This is a genomic window from Bradyrhizobium dasycarpum (assembly GCF_042019905.1).
GTDB lineage: Bacteria > Pseudomonadota > Alphaproteobacteria > Rhizobiales > Xanthobacteraceae > Bradyrhizobium > Bradyrhizobium japonicum_B.
Window position 1 is genome coordinate 5985379 of record NZ_CP169574.1, and the last position, 19196, is coordinate 6004574.

General features: G+C 65.2%; 10 protein-coding genes and 3 pseudogenes. 12 read left to right on the forward strand and 1 reads right to left on the reverse strand.

Features of this window, described 5'->3' with window-relative positions; all coding sequences use genetic code 11:
- The first annotated feature begins 155 nt into the window (after positions 1–155).
- From ACETMP_RS28560 to ACETMP_RS28610, 11 genes and pseudogenes are all read left to right on the forward strand, one after another.
- The gene (locus ACETMP_RS28560; protein WP_375158749.1) at positions 156–1769 is read left to right on the forward strand and encodes an ABC-F family ATP-binding cassette domain-containing protein; all 1614 of its coding nucleotides are present in this window, start codon (positions 156–158) and stop codon (positions 1767–1769) included.
- A gap of 413 nt (positions 1770–2182) precedes the next feature.
- A pseudogene (locus ACETMP_RS28565) lies at positions 2183–3503 on the forward strand (solute carrier family 23 protein).
- Positions 3504–3568: 65 nt separating this feature from the next.
- The gene (locus ACETMP_RS28570; RefSeq protein WP_375158750.1) at positions 3569–4405 is read left to right on the forward strand and encodes an SDR family oxidoreductase; all 837 of its coding nucleotides are present in this window, start codon (positions 3569–3571) and stop codon (positions 4403–4405) included.
- Between the two features lie 138 nt (positions 4406–4543).
- Positions 4544–6346, forward strand: a complete 1803-nt coding sequence (locus tag ACETMP_RS28575) for a cation:proton antiporter (protein ID WP_375158751.1) — start codon at positions 4544–4546, stop codon at positions 6344–6346.
- A 37-nt stretch (positions 6347–6383) separates the two neighbouring features.
- A pseudogene (locus ACETMP_RS28580) lies at positions 6384–7191 on the forward strand (NAD-dependent protein deacetylase).
- A 141-nt stretch (positions 7192–7332) separates the two neighbouring features.
- Positions 7333–9415, forward strand: a pseudogene (locus ACETMP_RS28585) (hydantoinase/oxoprolinase family protein).
- Positions 9416–9417: 2 nt separating this feature from the next.
- Positions 9418–11076 (forward strand): hydantoinase B/oxoprolinase family protein, encoded by a 1659-nt coding sequence (locus ACETMP_RS28590; protein ID WP_375158752.1) that lies wholly within the window; start codon positions 9418–9420, stop codon positions 11074–11076.
- Between the two features lie 34 nt (positions 11077–11110).
- Positions 11111–12112: a TRAP transporter substrate-binding protein gene (locus ACETMP_RS28595; RefSeq protein WP_375158753.1), complete on the forward strand. Its 1002-nt coding sequence runs from the start codon at positions 11111–11113 to the stop codon at positions 12110–12112.
- Between the two features lie 10 nt (positions 12113–12122).
- Positions 12123–12716: a TRAP transporter small permease subunit gene (locus tag ACETMP_RS28600; protein WP_375158754.1), complete on the forward strand. Its 594-nt coding sequence runs from the start codon at positions 12123–12125 to the stop codon at positions 12714–12716.
- Positions 12717–12747: 31 nt separating this feature from the next.
- Complete coding sequence (locus ACETMP_RS28605) at positions 12748–14052, forward strand: TRAP transporter large permease (protein WP_375158755.1); 1305 nt, start codon at positions 12748–12750, stop codon at positions 14050–14052.
- Between the two features lie 1362 nt (positions 14053–15414).
- Positions 15415–17565 (forward strand): methyl-accepting chemotaxis protein, encoded by a 2151-nt coding sequence (locus ACETMP_RS28610; protein WP_375162014.1) that lies wholly within the window; start codon positions 15415–15417, stop codon positions 17563–17565.
- Positions 17566–17680: 115 nt separating this feature from the next.
- On the opposite strand, the gene ACETMP_RS28615 is transcribed toward ACETMP_RS28610, so the two are convergent.
- Positions 17681–18325, reverse strand: coding sequence for a glutathione binding-like protein (locus ACETMP_RS28615; protein WP_375158756.1), 645 nt, complete (start codon positions 18323–18325; stop codon positions 17681–17683).
- A 103-nt stretch (positions 18326–18428) separates the two neighbouring features.
- Between ACETMP_RS28615 and ACETMP_RS28620 the strand changes: the two genes are divergently transcribed.
- A complete protein-coding gene (locus ACETMP_RS28620) occupies positions 18429–19073 on the forward strand; it encodes a TetR/AcrR family transcriptional regulator (RefSeq protein WP_375158757.1) in 645 nt (214 codons plus the stop codon).
- The last annotated feature ends 123 nt before the right edge of the window (positions 19074–19196 follow it).

Sequence of the window (19196 nt, forward strand, 5' to 3'; positions counted from 1 at the left end):
ACGGGACGACAGCGCCTCTCACGCTGTCGCCTCATCGCGCCGCGCCTTGATATCGGCCTTCGAAGGGAATACTTAGAGGCTCTCAATCAGGAAATTCGCAGCCATGGATTCGACCCCGACCGCAAAGCCCATCCGCCTTGCCCACGGGGATTTCCATGCCTGCTTCCATCATTCTGTCGAACCTGTCGCTGGCCACGCCTGACGGCCGTTCTCTTCTCTCCAACCTCGATCTGACATTCGCGGCCGAGCGGACCGGTCTCGTCGGCCGCAACGGCGTCGGGAAAACGACGCTGCTTGCGTCGATCTCAGGGGAGCATCTTCCTCATTCCGGACGCGTTCTGGTCAACGGCAGCATCGGCTTGCTGCGCCAGGATGCGCAATTGCCCGCAGGGGCGAGCGTGGCCGATCTGTTCGGCGTGGGGCCGGCGCTCGAGCTGCTGCGCCGTGCCGAGCGGGGCGACGCGGCGATCGACGATCTCGCCGCGATCGACTGGACGCTCGAAGCTCGGCTGGCGGCTGCGCTGGCGCGCCTCGGCTTCGATCTATCTCCCGATACGGAGCTGTCGTCCCTGTCCGGCGGTCAGATCACGAGGGTCCGGCTCGCGGCCCTGATCTTCGCCGAACCGGACTTCCTGCTGCTGGACGAGCCTACCAACAATCTCGACCAGGCCGGACGCGAGGCCCTGACCGATCTCCTGGCCGCGTGGCGCGGCGGCGCGATCGTGGTCAGCCATGATCGGAGCCTGCTCGAGACCATGGATGCGATCGTCGAGCTGACGTCGCTTGGGGCTGCCCGCTACGGCGGCAATTGGAGCAGGTTTCGCGAACAGAAAGCCGTCGAGCTTGCTGCCGTCAGGCACGATCTCGCGCACGCCGAGAAGCGCCTGTCCGAGATCGACGGGAACGCGCGGCAGGCGGCGGAGAGGAAAGCGCGCAAGGACAGCGGCGGCCGAAAGAAGCGCGCCAAGGGCGACATGCCGCGCATCCTGGCCGGCGCGCGGAAGGATCGCAGCGAGGATAGTGGCGGCAAGACCGCGCAAATCGCCGAGCGGCAGCGCGCCGAAGCGCTCGAGGCCGCCGACGCGGCGCGCCGGCGCATCGAGATTCTCCAGCCGCTCTCCGTCAAGTTGCCCGCGACCGGCTTGCCGGCGGGCAGGGAGGTGCTTTGGCTCGAGGGCGTCAGCGCCGGCTACCGACCTGAGCAGCCGGTCCTGCGCGATCTCTCGTTCGCCGTCGTCGGACCGGAGCGGGTCGCGCTGGTCGGGCCCAACGGCTCCGGCAAGACGACGGTGCTCAAACTCATCGCGGGCGAGCTGCGTCCACTCTCAGGGATCCTGCGGGTCAGGCCGGATTTCGCGCTGTTCGATCAGAAAGTCAGTCTGCTCGACCCGAGACTCTCCATTCTGGATAATTTTCGCCGTCTCAACCCGAAGGCGGGCGCGAACGAGTGCCATGCCGCTCTGGCCCGGTTCATGTTCCGCGCCGATGCCGCCTTGCAGGTCGTGGGAAGTTTGAGTGGCGGGCAGATGTTTCGTGCGGGCCTGGCCTGCGTGCTCGGCGGGCCGATGCCGCCGTCGCTGCTGATCCTGGACGAGCCGACCAATCATCTCGACCTCGAATCCATCGAAGCCGTGGAAGCGGGCTTGCAGGCCTATGATGGCGCGCTGCTCGTCGTCAGTCATGACGAAGCGTTCTTGCAGGCGATCGCGATTACACGACGGATCGATGTCGCCGCCAGGGCGCTCCGCATCGATGGCGGGATCGTCTGATCCCGCTCGGCGGTCTGGATTCTTCAGTGATTCTCAAATACCCGACGCCCTGCCCCCAGCGCGTCGGGTGGAAAAAATGAGTATCAATCCGTGATCTCAATTCGATTATTGTGACGCGTGCCGTTCCAATTTTCTACTCCGGGAAACTACCGCGTGGGAACCGGTCGTCTTCGCCAGAGCAGCGTCGCCGGCGATCGCGATCATCACCTGGGCGCACGGTCCTGTACCAGGGCTGCTGCCGGCGGTCGCTGGCTGGCTGGATCGCGACTGGTGTCATAGAGTGGCCCCGGGACACATTCTTGCAGGATCTGGATCTTGCATGACCTGCACGATGTGATGGCCGCCGCAGAAGCGACAATCACAATTTGCCTGTTTGCACGATGATCGATCGCTGCACCGCAATTGGGGGGAACATGGCGAACGCAACCGACTCCGACCGGCAAGCGCAAGGCTATTTTCCGCGGTGGAAACTCAAGACCTCGGGCGTGATCATGCCAGAGGAGCGGTTGGCCTGGGGGCAGACCATTGTCTCCGGTCTCCAGCATTGCGTTGCGATGTCCGGCTCCACGATCATCGCCCCGCTGCTGATGGGATCTGATCCCAATGTTGCGGTGCTGTTCTCGGGCATCGGCACGCTGATCTTCTTCGTCATCGTCGCCGGGCGCGTGCCCAGCTATCTCGGCCTCGAGCTTCGCGTTCATCGCCGTCGTCATCGCCGCCACCGGCTATGCCGGGCAGGGGCCGAATCCCAATATTTCGGTCGCGCTCGGCGGCATCATCGGCGCCGGCGTGCTGTATGGAGTGATCGCGCTGATCGTGATGTGGTCGGGCGTCGGCTGGATCGAGCGCTTGATGCCGCCGGCCGTCACCGGCGCGGTGGTCGCCGCCATCGGCCTCAATCTCGCGCCCGTTGCGGTCAAGTCGGTGAGCGCCGGCGCCTTCGACACGGCAATCGGGCTCGCGACGGTTCTGATCATCGGCGTGGTGGCCGTTGCAGCTCCAGGCCTTTGGCGAAGGCTGCCGATCATCCTCGGCGCGATCGGCGGATATGTCTTGTATCTGCTGTGCGCGAACGGGCTCGGCTTCGGCAAGCCGATCGACTTTACCCCGCTTTCGGCCGCGCCCTGGCTCGGCCTGCCGAACTTCACCGCGCCGACGTTCCAGGCCGATGCCATCTTCTTGATCGCGCCGGTCGCGATCATCCTCGTCGCCGAGAACCTCGGCCACATCAAGGCCGTCGGCGCCATGACGGGCCGCAGTCTCGACGCCTATCTCGGCCGCGCCCTGTTCGCCGACAGCCTCGCGACGATCGTCGCCGCCAGCGGCGGCGGCACCGGCGTCACCACCTATGCCGAGAATATCGGCGTCATGGCGGCGACGAAGGTCTATTCGACCTTGCTGTTCGCCTTCGCGGCCCTCGTGTCCATCCTGCTCGGCTTCTCGCCGAAGTTCGGCGCGCTGATCCTGTCGATCCCGGGACCGGTCATCGGCGGCCTCTCGATCGTGCTGTTCGGACTGATCGCGGCGATGGCGGGCCGGATCTGGGTCGAGAACAAGGTCGACTTTGCAAATCCTGCAAACCTGATCACCGTCGCCGTGGCATTGACCGCGGGCGCAGGCGATCTCACGCTCAAATTCGGTGCGTTCACGATCGGCGGAATCGGCACCGCAACCTTCGGTGCCATCATTCTCTACCAGATTCTGACCTCGCCACTCGCGCGCCGTGCGGAATGAAATGCGCGGTAGGGATGGAACAAAAAGCGCCTCCCGTCGATGATGAGGCATTCCGGAGAGAACCCATGCCGCAACCCGATCGCTCGACTTCGTTTCCCTCGCGCCTCGTCGGCCAATATGCGCTGGTGACCGGCGCCTCACAGGGCATCGGCCGCGCCGTCGCCGTCAGGCTCGCGCAGGAAGGCGCGACCGTCGCCGTCAATTATTTCGAGAACGACGAGCGGGCGGAGGAGACGCTCGCGCTCGCTCGGGCAGCTTCGAGCGAGCGCGGCCACGGCGAGCCCGATCATTGCATCGTCAAGGCCAATGTCGGCGACGAGCGGGACATCGCTGCGATGTTCGAGGCGATCCTTTCGCGCTGGAAGCGTCTCGATTGTCTCGTCAACAATGCCGGTTTCCAGCAGGAATCGCCGAGCGAGGCGCTCGACGTCGAAACCTATCGCCGCATCATCGACGTCAACCTGAACGGCGCCGTGCTCTGCGCGCAGAAGGCGCTCGCGCATTTCGTCAAGCGCGGCGGCGGCGGCAGCATCATCAACTGCTCCAGCGTGCACCAGATCATTCCGAAGCCCGGCTATCTCGCTTATTCGATCAGCAAGGGCGGCATGGCCAGTTTGACGCGCACGCTGGCGCTCGAATTCGCCGGCCGCGGCATTCGCGTCAATGCTGTCGGGCCCGGCGCGATCGATACGCCGATCAATGCCGCCTGGACCGGCGACCCCGAAAAGCGCGGCGTGGTCACCAGCCACATTCCGATGGGGCGCGTCGGTACGCCGGAGGAGATCGCCGCCGTGTTCGCCTTCCTCGCCTCGGAGGATGCGAGCTACATCACCGGACAGACCCTCTATGCCTGCGGGGGCCTGACGCTATTCCCCGAATTCCGGGAGAATTGGGCAAGCTGAACGTCAGCCTTGGCCACGCGCATCGGCGGCCGCCAGTGCCCGCGGAGAAATCAGGACGGGTTGGGGGCTGCGGCGCCGTGTGCTATCGACCGTGGACGACGCGGCCGTTATTGGCAAGCGCCGACACAAGACGGGCTCGTGACCACATCCATCAACATCAACGCCTATAGTGACGCACTGGTGGTCCTCGGCACCGCCGGCGTCGTGGTGCCAATTGTCCGCCATTGGGGCATCAATCCGGTGCTGGGCTATCTCGGCGCCGGCGCCATTCTCGGTCCGCTCGGGCTCGGCTCGCTGGTTCGAGAAATCCCGTTCCTGTACTGGTTTACGGTGACGGACGCGCAGAACGTCGAGGGCATCGCCAATCTCGGCATCGTGTTCCTGCTCTTCCTGATCGGCCTCGAGCTGTCTTTCCGGCGGCTCGTCACGATGCGGCGTCTGGTGTTCGGGCTCGGTGGCCTGCAGGTGCTGGTGACGTCCGCGATGATATTCGGCGTGGCGCTTCTCTCCGGGCAGAGCTCCGATATGGCCGTCGTCCTCGGCGCCAGCCTTGCGCTGTCCTCTACCGCGATCGTGCTCGAGCTTCTGTCCGGCGAGAAGCGGCTTGCGACCACGACCGGGCGCGCCAGCTTCGCGGTGCTGATTGCCCAGGATCTCGCGGTGGTTCCGATTCTGGTTTTTGTCTCGGTGCTCGGCGCAGATAGCGGCGGCTCCGTCCTGGCGCACATCTCCAGCGCAATCCTGAAGGCCGCGCTGGCGGTCGCTGTCCTCATTCTGCTCGGACGGCTGCTGATGCGTCCGCTGTTCCAGATGGTTGCGGGCACCCATTCGACCGAGTTGTTTGTCGCCGCAACCCTGTTCGTCATCGTCGGCGCAGGACTGGCCGCGCACCAGGCCGGCCTGTCGATGGCGCTCGGAGCCTTCGTTGCAGGACTGATGCTGGCGGAAACGGAGTATGGCAAAGCCATCGAGGCCACCGTTGAGCCGTTCAAGGGCCTGCTGCTCGGCATCTTCTTCTTCACCGTCGGCATGGCCATCGACTTTCGCGTGTTCCTGCGCGAGCCGGGTTGGCTGCTCGCCGCCGTTGTCGGTATTCTCGTCGGCAAGGCGATCGTGCTCATCATCCTGGGCCGCCTCTTCAGGCTGTCATGGTCCGCGGCGATCGAGATCGGATTCCTGCTGGGTCCAGTCGGCGAATTCGCTTTCGTCAGCATCGGAATGGCGGCGGCCGGCGGCTTGATCGAGCCCGGTGTGTCGAGCTTTGCCGTTGCCGTCACCGCCGTGACGATGGCATTGACGCCGCTCCTGGGCATGCTCGGGCGACGATTGGCCGCGAAGCTGGGCCGCGAGCGCTCGCCAGATCCTGAACTGGCAGTTCGGCCGCCCGGCGACCGGGCGCAGGCCATCGTGGTCGGCCATGGCCGCGTTGGCAAGGTCGTCTGTTCGCTGCTGACAGGCCACGGCCTGAACTACATCGCGGTTGATCACGAGGCGGTCGCCGTGGCACGCGACCGCCGCGACGGTCACAAGGTCTATTTTGGCGATGCGACGGAGCCGGGCTTCCTCGAGGCGTGTGGCCTGATGCAGACGACCGGCGTGATCATCACCATCCAGTCGCGGCCGGCGATCGATGCCATCGTCGAGCGGATCCGCGCGGTGCGCCCGGACGTGCTGATCGTCTCACGTGCGCGGGATGCCGAGCATGCCCGCCACCTCTATGCGATCGGCGCAACCGATGCGGTGCCCGAAACCATCGAGGCAAGCCTGCAGCTTTCCGAGGCGGCGCTGGTCGGCCTCGGGGTTGCGGTCGGGCCCGCGATCGCCTCGGTGCACGAGAAGCGGGACGAATTCCGGCTGACGCTGCAGCAGGCCGCGCGCAAGGCGGACCCGGAGCGATCCCGCCCATCGGTTATCGCAGGCCGCCACGAGCGGCGGCATTGATCTGGCAAGACCGCGGCGCGCAGACTACATAGGGGCCATGTCAAACCCGCAGCTCCAGCACTTCATCGACCGGCACGAAAGACTGTTCGTGCTGACCGGCGCCGGCTGCAGCACCAATTCGGGCATTCCCGACTATCGCGACAGCCATGGCAATTGGAAGCGGACCCAGCCGGTCAACTTCCAGTCTTTCATGTCGGACGAGCATACACGGCGGCGCTATTGGGCACGCAGCCTGATCGGCTGGCGGCGGTTCGGTCAGGCCAAGCCGAACGACGCGCATCATGCGTTGGCCCGGCCTCGAGGCGAACGGACGGTGCGGGATGCTGCTGACCCAGAACGTCGATCGGCTGCATCAATCCGCCGGCCACCGCCAGGTGATCGACCTGCACGGTCGACTCGATCTCGTTCGTTGCATGGGCTGCGGCCGCAAGACGCCGCGGAGCGAATTCCAGGATGCGCTCGGCCGCGCCAATGCGCAATGGCTGACGCTCGATGCGGCCGATGCTCCTGATGGCGACGCCGATCTGGAGCACGAGGATTTCTCGTCCTTCCAGGTGCCTCCCTGCGAAACTTGCGGCAGCATCCTCAAACCCGACGTCGTGTTTTTCGGCGAGAACGTGCCGCGCGACGTCGTCGCCACAGCGCAGGATCATCTGGCGCAGGCCGACGCCATGCTGATCGTCGGCTCGTCGCTGATGGTCTATTCCGGCTTCCGCTTCGTAAAGGCGGCAGCGCAGCGCAACATTCCGATCGCGGCAGTCAATCTCGGCCGCACCCGCGCCGATGATCTCCTGACGCTCAAGGTCGAGGAGCGCTGCGAGACGGCGCTTGCATTCCTGCTCTGATCTCACGAGCGGCGATCACGCCTTGCCTATTGCATAGGTGCCGCGCAAAATAGCCGGGCGCGCGTTCCTGCATGCCTCATGGCACGGGAATTGCTGCGTTTTCGCTCGCAAGTCTTTGACGACCAGCACGGAGAATTTGGAATGCTTGAGGGAGCCGAGGTGCGGCTTGCCGTCGATATCGGTGGGACGTTCACGGATATCGTGCTGGACGTGGGTCACGACCGCAAGACGCGCAAGCTGCTGACGACGCCGCAGCGGCCCGAGCAGGCGGTGCTCGACGGCATGCGTCTCATTCTCGCCGACGCGCGTGCACATATCAGCGACATCGATGTCTTCATTCACGGCACGACGCTGGCGACCAACGCGATCATCGAGCGCCGGGGTGCCAAGACCGCCCTGATTGCGACCGAAGGCTTTCGCGACGTGCTCGATATCGGCACCGAGAGCCGCTACGACCAGTACGATCTCAGCATCGACAAGCCGAGGCCCCTGGCGCCGCGCAGCCTGCGTTTTACTGTTCCCGAGCGGGTCGACGCCCACGGCGCCGTCCGCCTCCCGCTTGACGAAGCGTCGGTACGCGCACTCGCGCCGAAGCTGCGCGAGCTGGGCGTCGAGAGCGTCGCTATCGCCTTCCTGCACTCCTACGCCAATCCCGAGCATGAGCGACGTGCCGCCGCGATCCTGGCCGAGGAGATGCCCGGCGTCTCCGTGACCGTGTCCTCCGCCGTCTGTCCGGAGATTCGCGAGTATGAGCGCACATCGACTGCGGTTGCGAATGCCTATGTGCAACCCCTGATCGATGGCTATCTCGCCCGCATGGCCGACGCCTTGCAGGTCGAGCAGTTCCGTGGCGCGATCTACCTCGTCACCTCCGGTGGCGGCGTCACGTCGATCGAGACCGCGCGGCGCTTTCCGGTGCGCCTCGTTGAATCCGGCCCCGCCGGCGGCGCGATCTTCGCGGCGCAGATCGCGGCAAGGCTCGGAGAGCAAGGTGCTATCGTTCGACATGGGCGGCACCACCGCAAAGATCTGTCTGATCGAGAAGTACCAGCCCGAGACGTCGCGCGTGTTCGAGGTCGATCGCGCCGCGCGCTTTCTCAAGGGCTCCGGCCTGCCGGTGCGCATTCCCGTGATCGAGATGGTCGAGATCGGCGCCGGCGGCGGTTCGATCGCCCATGTCGATGCCATGAAGCGCGTCACTGTCGGCCCGGAGAGCGCCTCGTCGGAGCCTGGCCCCGCCTGTTACGGTCGCGGCGGCCAGCGTCCGGCGGTGACGGATGCGGATGTTGCGCTGGGCATGATCGATCCCGACGCGTTCGCGGCCGGCACCATCAAGCTCGATCCCGAGCTTTCGAAGCAGGCGCTGCTGCGCGATGTCGGCGAGCCGCTCGGCCTGTCCGCGGAAACCGCGGCCTATGCAGTGCACGAGGTCGTCTGCGAGAACATGGCGAGTGCGGCGCGCGTCCATGCGGTCGAGCGCGGCGAAATCGTCGGCCAACATACGTTGATCGCCTTCGGCGGTGCTGCGCCGCTGCATGCGGCGCGTGTCGCCGAGAAGATCGGCGTCTCCCGGGTGATCGTGCCGTCGAATGCCGGCGTCGGCTCGGCCGTCGGCTTCCTGGCCGCGCCGATCGCCTACGAGCTGGTGCGCAGCCGCCACGTCCGGCTCGACGATTTCGACACCGAGGCGGTCTCCGACCTGTTGGACGACATGGTGACCGAAGCGCGCGCGCTGGTTGAGCCTGGCGCGGCGGGTGCGCCGGTGCGCGAACGTCGGGCCGCCTTCATGCGCTATGTCGGTCAGGGCCATGAGATCTCCGTCGAGTTGCCGAACCGGCGGCTGACGGCGGCCGATCTCGCCGGCCTGCGCCGGAAGTTCGAGGCCGATTATGCGGCGATGTTCGAGCGGTCGATTCCGGGCGCCGCGATCGAGGTGCTGAGCTGGTCGGTGCTGGCGACCACGGACGCGCGCAATCCGCCCGCGGTCGCAGCCGTCGCTCGCAAGCCGGCGGGCAAGGCCGTCGGCAGCCGGAGGTTCTTCGACGGCCGGGCAGGCGAGGTGATCGAGATTCCGCTCTATCGCCGCGAGGACATGGCACCGGGCGCGACCATCGCGGGTCCGGCCGTGATCGCGGAAGACGAGACCTCCACCTTCGTCTCCACCAATTTTGACGCCCATATCGACGGTGCCGGCAGCATCGTCATGGAACGAAAGGCGGCCTGATCATGAGCAAGGCAAATGGCGCGAGCCTGATCGACCTTCAGATCATGTGGCACCGGCTGATCGCCGTGGTCGAGGAGCAGGCGCAGGTGCTGCTCCGCACCGCCTTCAGCCCGATCGTGCGCGAATGCGGCGACCTCTCGGCCGGCGTGTTCGATCTCAAGGGCCGTATGCTGGCGCAGGCGGTGACCGGCACGCCCGGCCACGTCAACTCGATGGCGGAATCGGTCAAGCACTTCATCGCCCACTTTCCGATCGAGACGATGAAGGAGGGCGATGCCTATATCACCAACGATCCCTGGATGGGGACCGGCCATCTCAACGACTTCGTCGTCACCACGCCCTGCTTCAAGGACGGCAAGCCGGTGGCGCTGTTCTCCTGCACCAGCCATCTCATGGACATCGGCGGCATCGGCTTCGGCCCCGACGCCACCGACGTGTTCATGGAGGGGCTCTACATCCCCATGCTGAAGCTGATCGACCAGGGCGTCGTCAACGAGACGCTGATGGCGATGATCCGCACCAACACGCGGCTGCCGATCGATACGGAGGGGGACACCTATTCGCTCGCCGGCTGCAACGACGTCGGCTGCGAGCGCCTGGTCGAGATGATGACCGAGTTCGGCATCGACACGCTCGACGAGCTCGGCGACTATATCTGCGATCGCTCGCGCGAGGCCGTGCTGGCCGAGATCGCGAAGCTGCCGAAGGGCAGCTGGCGCAACACCATGGTGGTCGACGGCTATGATGCCCCGGTGACGCTGGCGGCGACGCTGACGATCTCGGATGCGGGCATCCACGTCGATTTCGACGGCACATCCGCGGCCTCGAAGTTCGGCATCAACGTGCCCTTGTCCTACACCACCGCCTACACCGTGTTCGGCCTTGGCTGCGTGGTCGCCTCGCAGATTCCTAACAATGCCGGCTCGCTTTCGCCGCTGACGGTGTCGGCGCCGGCGGGTGCGATCCTCAATGCGCCCAAGCCCGCGCCGGTCGCCTCGCGGCACATCATCGGCCAGATGCTGCCCGACGTGGTGTTCGGCTGCCTGCGCCAGATCATTCCGGAGCGCGTGCCGGCGGAAGGTACCTCGTGCCTGTGGAATCTCAACGTCCGCGGCCAGACGCGCAGCGGCGTCGGCGGCAATTACGGGTTCTCGATGGCGGTGACCTCCAATGGCGGCACCGGTGCGCGCTTCGGCAAGGACGGGCTGTCGGCCACCGCGTATCCCAGCGGTGTGCGCGGCACCCCGGTCGAGATTGCCGAGACGCAGACGCCGCTGATCTTCTGGCGCAAGGAGCTGCGTCCGGATTCCGGCGGGGCGGGGCGCACCCGCGGCGGTCTCGGCCAGATCATCGAGGTCGGCAGCGGCGTCGACGCGCCGTTCGACATCCTGGCGGCATTCGACCGCATCGATCATCCGCCGCGCGGCCGCGATGGCGGCAAGAACGGCGAGGCCGGCTATGTCGGCCTCAAGTCCGGCAAGAAGCTGCGCGGCAAGGGCTTCCAGCAGGTGCCGCCGGACGACCGGCTGGTGGTGCTGACGCCCGGCGGCGCCGGCATCGGCGATCCCGCGACGCGCGAGCGTGCGGCGGTCAAGGACGATATCGACAGCGGGCTCGTGTCCGCCGCGAACGCGGCTGCAGTTTATGGGTACGCGCGCTGACGTGTCGGCGCGCTTGGATCAACGGAGGGGTGCAATGATCACGCGACGGAACTTCACCGCGGGCGCAGCGACGCTGCTCGCCGCAGGCCATATCTCGACCCGTGCGCGGGCGGCGACGACGAGCTGGGACATGTCGACGGTCTGGCCCGACGGCAATTTCCATACCCAGAACGCGATGGCCTTCGCCGAGGAGGTGAAGAAGCAGACGGGCGGCTCGGTCGCGATCACCGTGAAAGCCGGCGGCCAGCTCGGCTTCAAGGGGCCCGAGCATTTGCGCGCCGTGCGCGACGGCCTGGTGCCGCTTGCCGACGTTCTCAACATCCAGCAGGTCGGCGACGAGCCCTTCATGGGCGTCGAGAGCATCCCGTTCCTCTGCGGCTCGGTCGACGAGTTGAAGGTGCTGCACAAATACGTGCGGCCCGAATACGAGAAGATTGCCGCGCGCAACAACCAGAAGATCCTCTACATCGTGCCGTGGCCGACGCAATATCTGCACCTCAAGGCGAAGGTCGCCGACGTCGAGGGCCTGAAGAACATCAAGATCCGCGTGCCCGACAAGAATGCGGTCGAGATGCTGAATGCGATCGGCATGGCGGCGGTGATGATCCCCTGGGGCGAAACCATTCCCGCGCTGGCCTCCGGCGCGGTCGCCGGCGTCTCCACCTCGTCGGTGTCGGGCGTCGACGGCAAGTTCTGGGAATTCCTGAAGTATGTCTATCCGACCAACCACGTCTGGTCGTCGCAGATGCTCACCGTCAATCTCGATTCCTGGAAGGCGCTTCCCGCCGATCAGCAGAAGCTCGTCGCGGACATTGCCGCAAAGATGGAGCCGGGCTTCTGGGCGAACTCGCTCAAGGCCGACGTCGACAGCCTCAACCGCCTCAAGGAGGGCGGCATGGAGGTGGTGCCGGTCTCGAACGCGATGATGACGGACATCCGCGCCAAGACCGCGCCGCAGCTGGATGCCTTCCTCAAGCGCGTGCCGGCGGCCGACAAGCCGGTGCGGGCCTATCTCGCCGAAATGAAGCGCGGCTGAGGGCGGAGGCGTGGTGAGCGTTTCGTCCGAAGCACCGCAGAGCCTCAACGCAGCGGCACCAGCGCCGCTGCGCATCCTGCTCGACGGCATCGATCGTCTCGGCCGGCTCGACGGGTGGATCGGCGGCTTCTGCCTGTTGATGCTGACCCTGTTGATGCTGTGCGAGGTTGCCACCCGTTTCCTGTCGAACTTCCTGCCGTTCTTCCCGCCGACGATGTCGATCGCGTGGGAATATTCGTCCTATCTGATGGCGGCGTCGTTCACCTTCGGTGCGGCCATGACCTTGCGCGTCGGCGGCCACATCCGCGTCGTGCTGCTGCTGAAGAACGTGCCGGTTCCGGTGCAGCGCGCGCTCGAGATTCTCTCGGCGGCGGCCGGCTTCGCCTTCATGGCGTTCCTGACCTCGGCCATGGCGAAGTTCGCCTTCGCCGCCTACACGCGCGGCCAGGTCTCGACTTCCAGCGATACGCCGCTGTGGTTTCCGGAAGCCGTCGTCACCTTCGGCATGCTGCTGCTCACGCTCCAGTTCCTGGCGCGCGCGATCCAGGCCGCGCTCGGCCTGCCGCTGGAGGATCACCGCATGAAAGCCTCGCCCGTCGAATGACCGCCGTGCCCGCAGCCGGATTCAAGATCGCATGACCATCGAAGTCGTTGCCCTGTTTGCGATGCTGTTTGCGCTGCTGGCGTGCGGCGTATGGATCGGCCTGACGCTTGCGCTCACCGCGACGCTGCTGCTCGCGATGTTCCGTTCGATCCCGCTCGACAAGCTGCTGCCGCAATACGCCTGGAACATCCTGACCACGCAGGAGCTGCTGGCGCTGCCGCTCTTCATCCTGATGGGGGAATTGCTGTTTCGCACCCGCCTGTCGCGCTCGCTGTTTCAGGGGCTGGCGCCATGGGCCGGTCTGCTGCCCGGCCGCCTGCTGCATGTCAACGTGATCGGCTGCACCATCTTTGCGGCGATCTCCGGCTCCTCGGCCGCGACCACGCAGGTGATCGGCCGCATGTCGCTCAACGAGCTCCTGCGCCGCGGCTATTCGCGCGACATCGCAATCGGCTCGCTCGCCGGTGCCGGTACGCTCGGCTTCCTGATTCCGCCGTCCAACATCATGATCATCTACGGCGTGCTCGGCGACGTCTCGATCCTGAAGCTGTTCACGGCTGGCGTGCTGCCGGGCTTCCTGCTCGCCGCCACCTTCATGGCCTGGGTGATGCTGCACACGAGTCTCAATCGCACGATGGTGCCGGAGACTGAAGCCAAGCTTTCGCAGGTGCCGTGGAGCGAGCGCTTCGCGGCGTTGAAGGATCTCGCGCCGGCGCTGTTCCTGATCGCCTGCGTGCTCGGCTCGATGTATGGCGGGCTCGCCACGCCGTCGGAAGCCGCCGCCGTCGGCGTGCTCGGCGCGGCGCTGGTGGCCTGGGCGCAGGGCGCGATGTCGCAGCAGGTGATGCGCGACGTGCTGATCGGCTCGATCGTCACCTGCTCGATGATCGCATTGATCGTGTTGGGGGCCTCGATGCTCGGCAATGCCGCGGCCTTCCTCGGCATCCCGCAGGCGGTCGCCGCCTTCGTCAAGGCGCTTGGCTTGTCGCCCTTTATGTTGATCGTCGTGCTGGTCGTCTTCTACCTGATCCTCGGCTGCTTCCTTGACGGCTTCTCGATGATCGTGATGACGTTGCCGATCGTGCTGCCGATCGTGAAGGGGGCGGGCTTCGACGAGATCTGGTTCGGCGTTTTCCTGGTGCTCGCCGTCGAGATGGCGCAGATCACCCCGCCGGTCGGCTTCAATCTGTTCGTGATCCAGGGCCTGACCGACGACGGCCTCGGCTACATCGCGCGCGTCACGATGCCGTACCTGATGATCATGATCGGCTTCGTGCTGCTGCTGACGCTGTGGCCCGGCATCGTCACGATCCTGCCGCGGGTGCTGTACGGGTAATCGACATCTCGCCGGCGAGTTCCGAGCCAGGCCGCCTGCCTCGCCTACCATCCGTTGTGCCGCCCGACGGGCAAAACACCCCAGCGCTGGGTCGATAGAGGCCGGAAAAAATATTCGTATTTACAGAAGTTCGGTTTTGCCGTACAAGCCGCGACATCCCGCCCGCCGCAAGGGGCGTTTCGCGATCGTCACGGGACGCGGGCCGGGATGCGGTGGCCGCGACGGCGTCGGCGCGCGATGGGGCTTGCAGGGCGGGAAACCGTGAGCAGCGACAGGCGCGATACGACACGGCGCTGACAGCGTCCTTTGGCCGGTCTCGGCAGTGAGCGCACGCCAGCTGTCGGGAACGCGGACGGGGATGTGCGCGGACGGAGAAGTCGTGTGGTCCTGACGCCCGGGGTTCTGGCGTCAAGTCATGTGGTGATGCTCGCGGCCCAACCGGGCACGCACATCAGCCATCTGCATGGCGACGGGGGCAATAGTGCAACGCTCCCCGGGGAGAGCACGAAGGACACCGTGAAAACCATCGCGCAGGGAAGGCCGGGCGACCGGCCACACCTGTCGTCCACCCCCGTGCGCGTTCTCGAGCACACGCGGGACTTCGGGTGCCAGCCGGCGCCCGGCCTTCCCTGCGCCCTTGCTTACAAGGGGCGGAAGAAGCCAGCAAAGCTCGGGCGAAACGCGCCGCGAGGATGAGCAGCCACGTCCATCGTCAAACAGCGGTCTCGTGCCCCCGGACGCAGCGCAGCGCGCCCCCGGCGATGCGAAGCACCGTCGGTGCGACCTGGTGCACCGCAATGCCGGGGCCCATGCGTCAGTGCAACGCGCAGCCTCTCTGCGTCCCGGCTCTGCGCAGCAGCGCAAGAACGCTGCAGCGCGTCCGGGACACGAGATACGCGTGTTAAGTCAACGTCATCGCCCCACACTCCGTCATTGCGAGGAGCTCCTGCGACGAAGCAATCCAGACTCCCACCGCCAAGAGAGTCTGGATTGCTTCCGCCTTCGCCAAGGCTTCGGCGGACAAGTCGCTGCGCTCGCAATGACGGAGTCCCAGTTCATTCTCACGATTCTACCGCGCGTGCTGTACGGCTCGCTGCGAACGAGAAGCGGCTGCAATGTCGGTGCGATCAGAGTTGCGACTCGCGATCGCGAACGCGCGTGACTTTGCGAGACGGACCTCGACCATCCAGCGGTTGCTGTGCTTCTGCGGTCTCCCGCACTGGATGCGTTTTTGCCGAAAATAACATGTTGTGGCGCCATTTCACCGTGCGATGGCTCGGGAAATTTAGGCAAATTAAATCCTTCGGGGCTTACCTGAAGTTTACGGGTTCGATTTTTGCGAATGCCATTTTGGAGGCTCCCATGCGGACCAATCTTCCGGTCACGGCCATCGAATATCCAATTACCGACGATACCCTCATCGTTTCTCACACCGATACGAAAGGGAAGCTGACCTACTTCAACGATCAGTTCGTCGAAGCCTCCGGATTTTCTGAAGCCGAATTGATGGGGCAGCCTCACAACATTATCCGGCATCCGGATATGCCCTCCGCGGCCTTCGAAAATCTGTGGGCCACGCTCCAGCAGGGCAAGCCCTGGTCGGGCGCCGTGAAGAACCGGCGCAAGAACGGCGACTTCTACTGGGTGCTCGCGACCGCCTCTCCGATTCGGCAGAACGGACAGATCGTCGGATACAGCTCCATCCGCACCAAGCTGCCCGCCGACCAGCGCGCCGAGGCGGAGCAAGTGTATAAGATGATCCGCGAGAACAAGCCACACGACTACAGGCTGGATGCGGGCGTGCTCCGCCGCCGCTCGCTGCTTGATCGATTCTCCGTCTTCAACGGCACGCTCAATGCGCGCCTGATTACGCTTGCTGCAACACTGTTGCTGTTTCTCGTCGGGATTGGAGGCGCTGGCCTGCTGGGCACGCGCGAGAGCAACGTCAGGATGAAATCGATCTACGAGGATCGGGCGGTGCCGCTCGCGCAGCTCTTCGAGATCAACGACCGGATGAGGGATAATACGGCCCTGCTCTTCGAGGCCGCCTCCAACGGGGGAGCCGGAAAGCCCGTCGGCGAGGTCACCGCCAGGGTGAGCGCCAATCTGGAAAAGGTCAGCAGGATCTGGGCCGAATACATGGCGACTTATCTGACGCCGGAAGAAAAAGGGGTCGCCGATTCCTTTACCCCCAAGCGCATGAACTATGTCGAGAAGGGATTGAAGCCAGCGCTGTCGCTTCTTGCGCACCAGAAGTACGTAGAGCTCGCTGCCGCCCTCGCGGGGCCAGCTCGTGAACTGTACGACGCGGCCAAGGCTGATCTCGATAAGCTGGTGGCCATTCAGGTCAGGGAAGCCAAGGCGGAGTATGATGCGGCCACGTACGAATACGGTTGGCTGATCGGTATTGCGCTCACCCTGCTGGCTCTGAGTGTCGCCATAGCCGGGCTTCTGAGCCGGCAAACCATTCGCGCTATCGTGCGTCCGCTGCAGCGGCTCAATGATGCGATGCTGAGCGTCAACGCCGGCAAGCTCGACAACCGCATCGTCGTCGAGCGAGACGACGAGCTCGGCGTGGCTCTTCGAAATCTGCAGACCTTGCAGGCCATCGTTCGATTTGATCGCGACGAGCTGAAGGCGACCGAGAAGCGGGCGGCTGCCCAGCGCAAGATAGAGATGAACAAGCTCGCCGGCAGCTTCGAAAGCGCGGTGGGCGAGATCATCGAGACCGTCTCGTCGGCCTCGACGGAGCTGGAGGCCTCGGCGAACACGCTGACCTCGACCGCGGAGCACGGAGAGAAGCTCGCAACGATGGTCGCGGCGGCTTCCGAGGAAGCCTCCACCAACGTGCAATCCGTCGCGAGCGCGACGGAGGAACTGTCATCCTCCGTCAACGAGATCGGCCGTCAGGTCCAGGAATCCGCGCGGATGGCCAATGAGGCGGTCGAGCAGGCACGCCTCACCGATCAAAAGATCGGTGAGCTCTCCAAGGCTGCGGCGCGGATCGGCGACGTCGTCGAGCTCATCACCACGATCGCAGGCCAGACCAATCTGCTCGCATTGAACGCAACGATCGAGGCCGCGCGGGCCGGCGAGGCCGGCCGCGGCTTTGCCGTCGTCGCTTCCGAGGTCAAGGCCCTGGCCGAGCAGACCGCCAAGGCCACCGGCGAAATCTCCCAGCAGATTTCCGGCATTCAGGGCGCGACCCAGGACTCGGTCAACGCCATCAAGACGATCGGAAGCACGATCAAGTCCTTGTCGGAGATCTCGTCGACCATCGCGGCGGCGGTCGAGGAGCAGGGCGCGGCAACCCAGGAGATCGCGCGCAACGTCCAGCAGGCTGCGCAAGGCACGCACCAGGTCTCCTCGAACATCGCTGACGTCCAGCGTGGAGCGACCGAAACCGGCTCGGCCTCCACGCAGGTGCTCAGCGCCGCGCAAGCGCTTTCAACCGACAGCAATCGGCTGCGAACGGAAGTCGGCCGCTTTCTCGACAGCGTCCGGGCCGCCTGAACCAACGCAGCTCTTCCTGATCGTCGGGAAAAAGCGGCAGTCTCAAAGCAATCGTTGTCCCCGCCTCGCGGGGACAACGTCTCGATCGGCCTGGCCATGCCGCGCTCGGTCCGGCCTATGCCGCCGCCTTCTTGCGCGCCAGCTCGGCCTTGTACAGTTCGAACTCCTCCGCAATCGCTCTTGCGACCGAGGGCCGCTGGCGCAGGCGCTCGTAATAGGCCTTCACGTTCGGCCACTTCGCCAGCTCGATCGGCGGCGTCGCCATGGTCCAGTTGATGACGGTGACGAGATAGGCGTCAGCCACGCTGAAATGATCGAGCAGGAAGTCGCGCCCCTTCAGGTAATTGTCGAGATAGTCGAGCCGCGACAGATTCTTCTCCAGCGCATAGGCCTTGGCTTCCTGCGGCGCTTTGCGGTCGAGCACTGGTATGAACAGGCCCTTGTGCAGCTCGGTGCCGATGAAGCAAAGCCATTGATGCAGGCGCGTGCGATCGATGCCCTCCGCGGCGCCGAGCCCGGATTGCGGGAAGCGGTCGGCGACGTATTGCAGGATCGCCGCATTCTCGGTCAGAACCACGCCCTCGTCGGTGCGCAGCGTCGGCACCAGGCCGATCGGATTGACGGTGCGGAAGTCGGAGCCGTCGCTCAGCACGGTCTTGGTCGGCGGGTCGACCTCGAGATAGTTCGCCTCGGCGCCGGCTTCGTACAGCGCGACGCGGGTCGCCATCGAGCAGGCGAGCGGCGAGAAATAGAGATCCATCTGTAGCCTCCTTGGGCAATTCTTGAGGTTTCGCTCAACCTGGCCAGATTGATTTTTGTACTGTCTTGCATAATATGTGGTCGGTCAAGGATTATTTTGCGAGATGGTACAAAAATCAAAGCCGCCGATTGATGCCACTGAGCCGAAGCGCCGCGGCCGTCCGCGCGCCTACGAGCCCGACGTCGCGCTCGGCAAGGCGCTCGACCTGTTCCGCAGACAGGGCTTTGCCGCGACCTCGCTCGACGATTTGAGCGAGGCCACCGGCATGAACCGCCCGAGCCTCTATGGCGCCTTCGGTGACAAGCGGGAGCTCTACATCAAGAGCTATCAGCGCTACCGCGAGGAAGCGCGGGCATCCATGGCCGCGATCTTTCGCGAGGAAATGCCGGTGCGCCAGCGGCTGGAGCGCATCTTCGCCTCGGCGCTGAATATCTATCTGTCCGGCGAGACCGGCCCGCGCGGCTGCTTCACGGTGGTGACGGCGGCGTCGGAAGCCGTCGGCGATCCCGAGATCCGCGCCATGGTGCTCGACGGGCTCAGCGAGCTCGACAAGGCCTTTGCGAGCTGCTTCCGCCGCGCCAAGGAGAAGGGCGAGCTGCCGGAGAATGCCGATCCGCTCGTGCTGGCACAGATCGCATCAGCCACCGTCCACAGCATCGCCATCCGCTCCCGTGCACGCGTCTCGCGCAAGGAGCTGGAGGCCATCGTCAAGGGCGCGATCGATCTGATGGTGGGGCCCAAGCCGTGAGCTGTCGTCCCGGACAAGCGCGCCCAAAAGGCGCGCGGGGACCTATACGCCGCAGCAGGAGTCTGGCGAGGACTCGGAGTTACCAATTAGGGCTACAACCACTCCCTGTGATTATGGGTCCCC

Bases quoted from the DNA above. Each gene is read 5' to 3' on its own strand.
- ACETMP_RS28620 (WP_375158757.1), top strand. From the start codon at position 18,429: ATGGTACAAAAATCAAAGCCGCCGATTGATGCCACTGAGCCGAAGCGC.
- ACETMP_RS28610 (WP_375162014.1), top strand. From the start codon at position 15,415: ATGCGGACCAATCTTCCGGTCACGGCCATCGAATATCCAATTACCGAC.
- ACETMP_RS28615 (WP_375158756.1), bottom strand. From the start codon at position 18,325: ATGGATCTCTATTTCTCGCCGCTCGCCTGCTCGATGGCGACCCGCGTC.
- ACETMP_RS28570 (WP_375158750.1), top strand. From the start codon at position 3,569: ATGCCGCAACCCGATCGCTCGACTTCGTTTCCCTCGCGCCTCGTCGGC.
- ACETMP_RS28595 (WP_375158753.1), top strand. From the start codon at position 11,111: ATGATCACGCGACGGAACTTCACCGCGGGCGCAGCGACGCTGCTCGCC.
- ACETMP_RS28560 (WP_375158749.1), top strand. From the start codon at position 156: ATGCCTGCTTCCATCATTCTGTCGAACCTGTCGCTGGCCACGCCTGAC.
- ACETMP_RS28605 (WP_375158755.1), top strand. From the start codon at position 12,748: ATGACCATCGAAGTCGTTGCCCTGTTTGCGATGCTGTTTGCGCTGCTG.
- ACETMP_RS28590 (WP_375158752.1), top strand. From the start codon at position 9,418: ATGAGCAAGGCAAATGGCGCGAGCCTGATCGACCTTCAGATCATGTGG.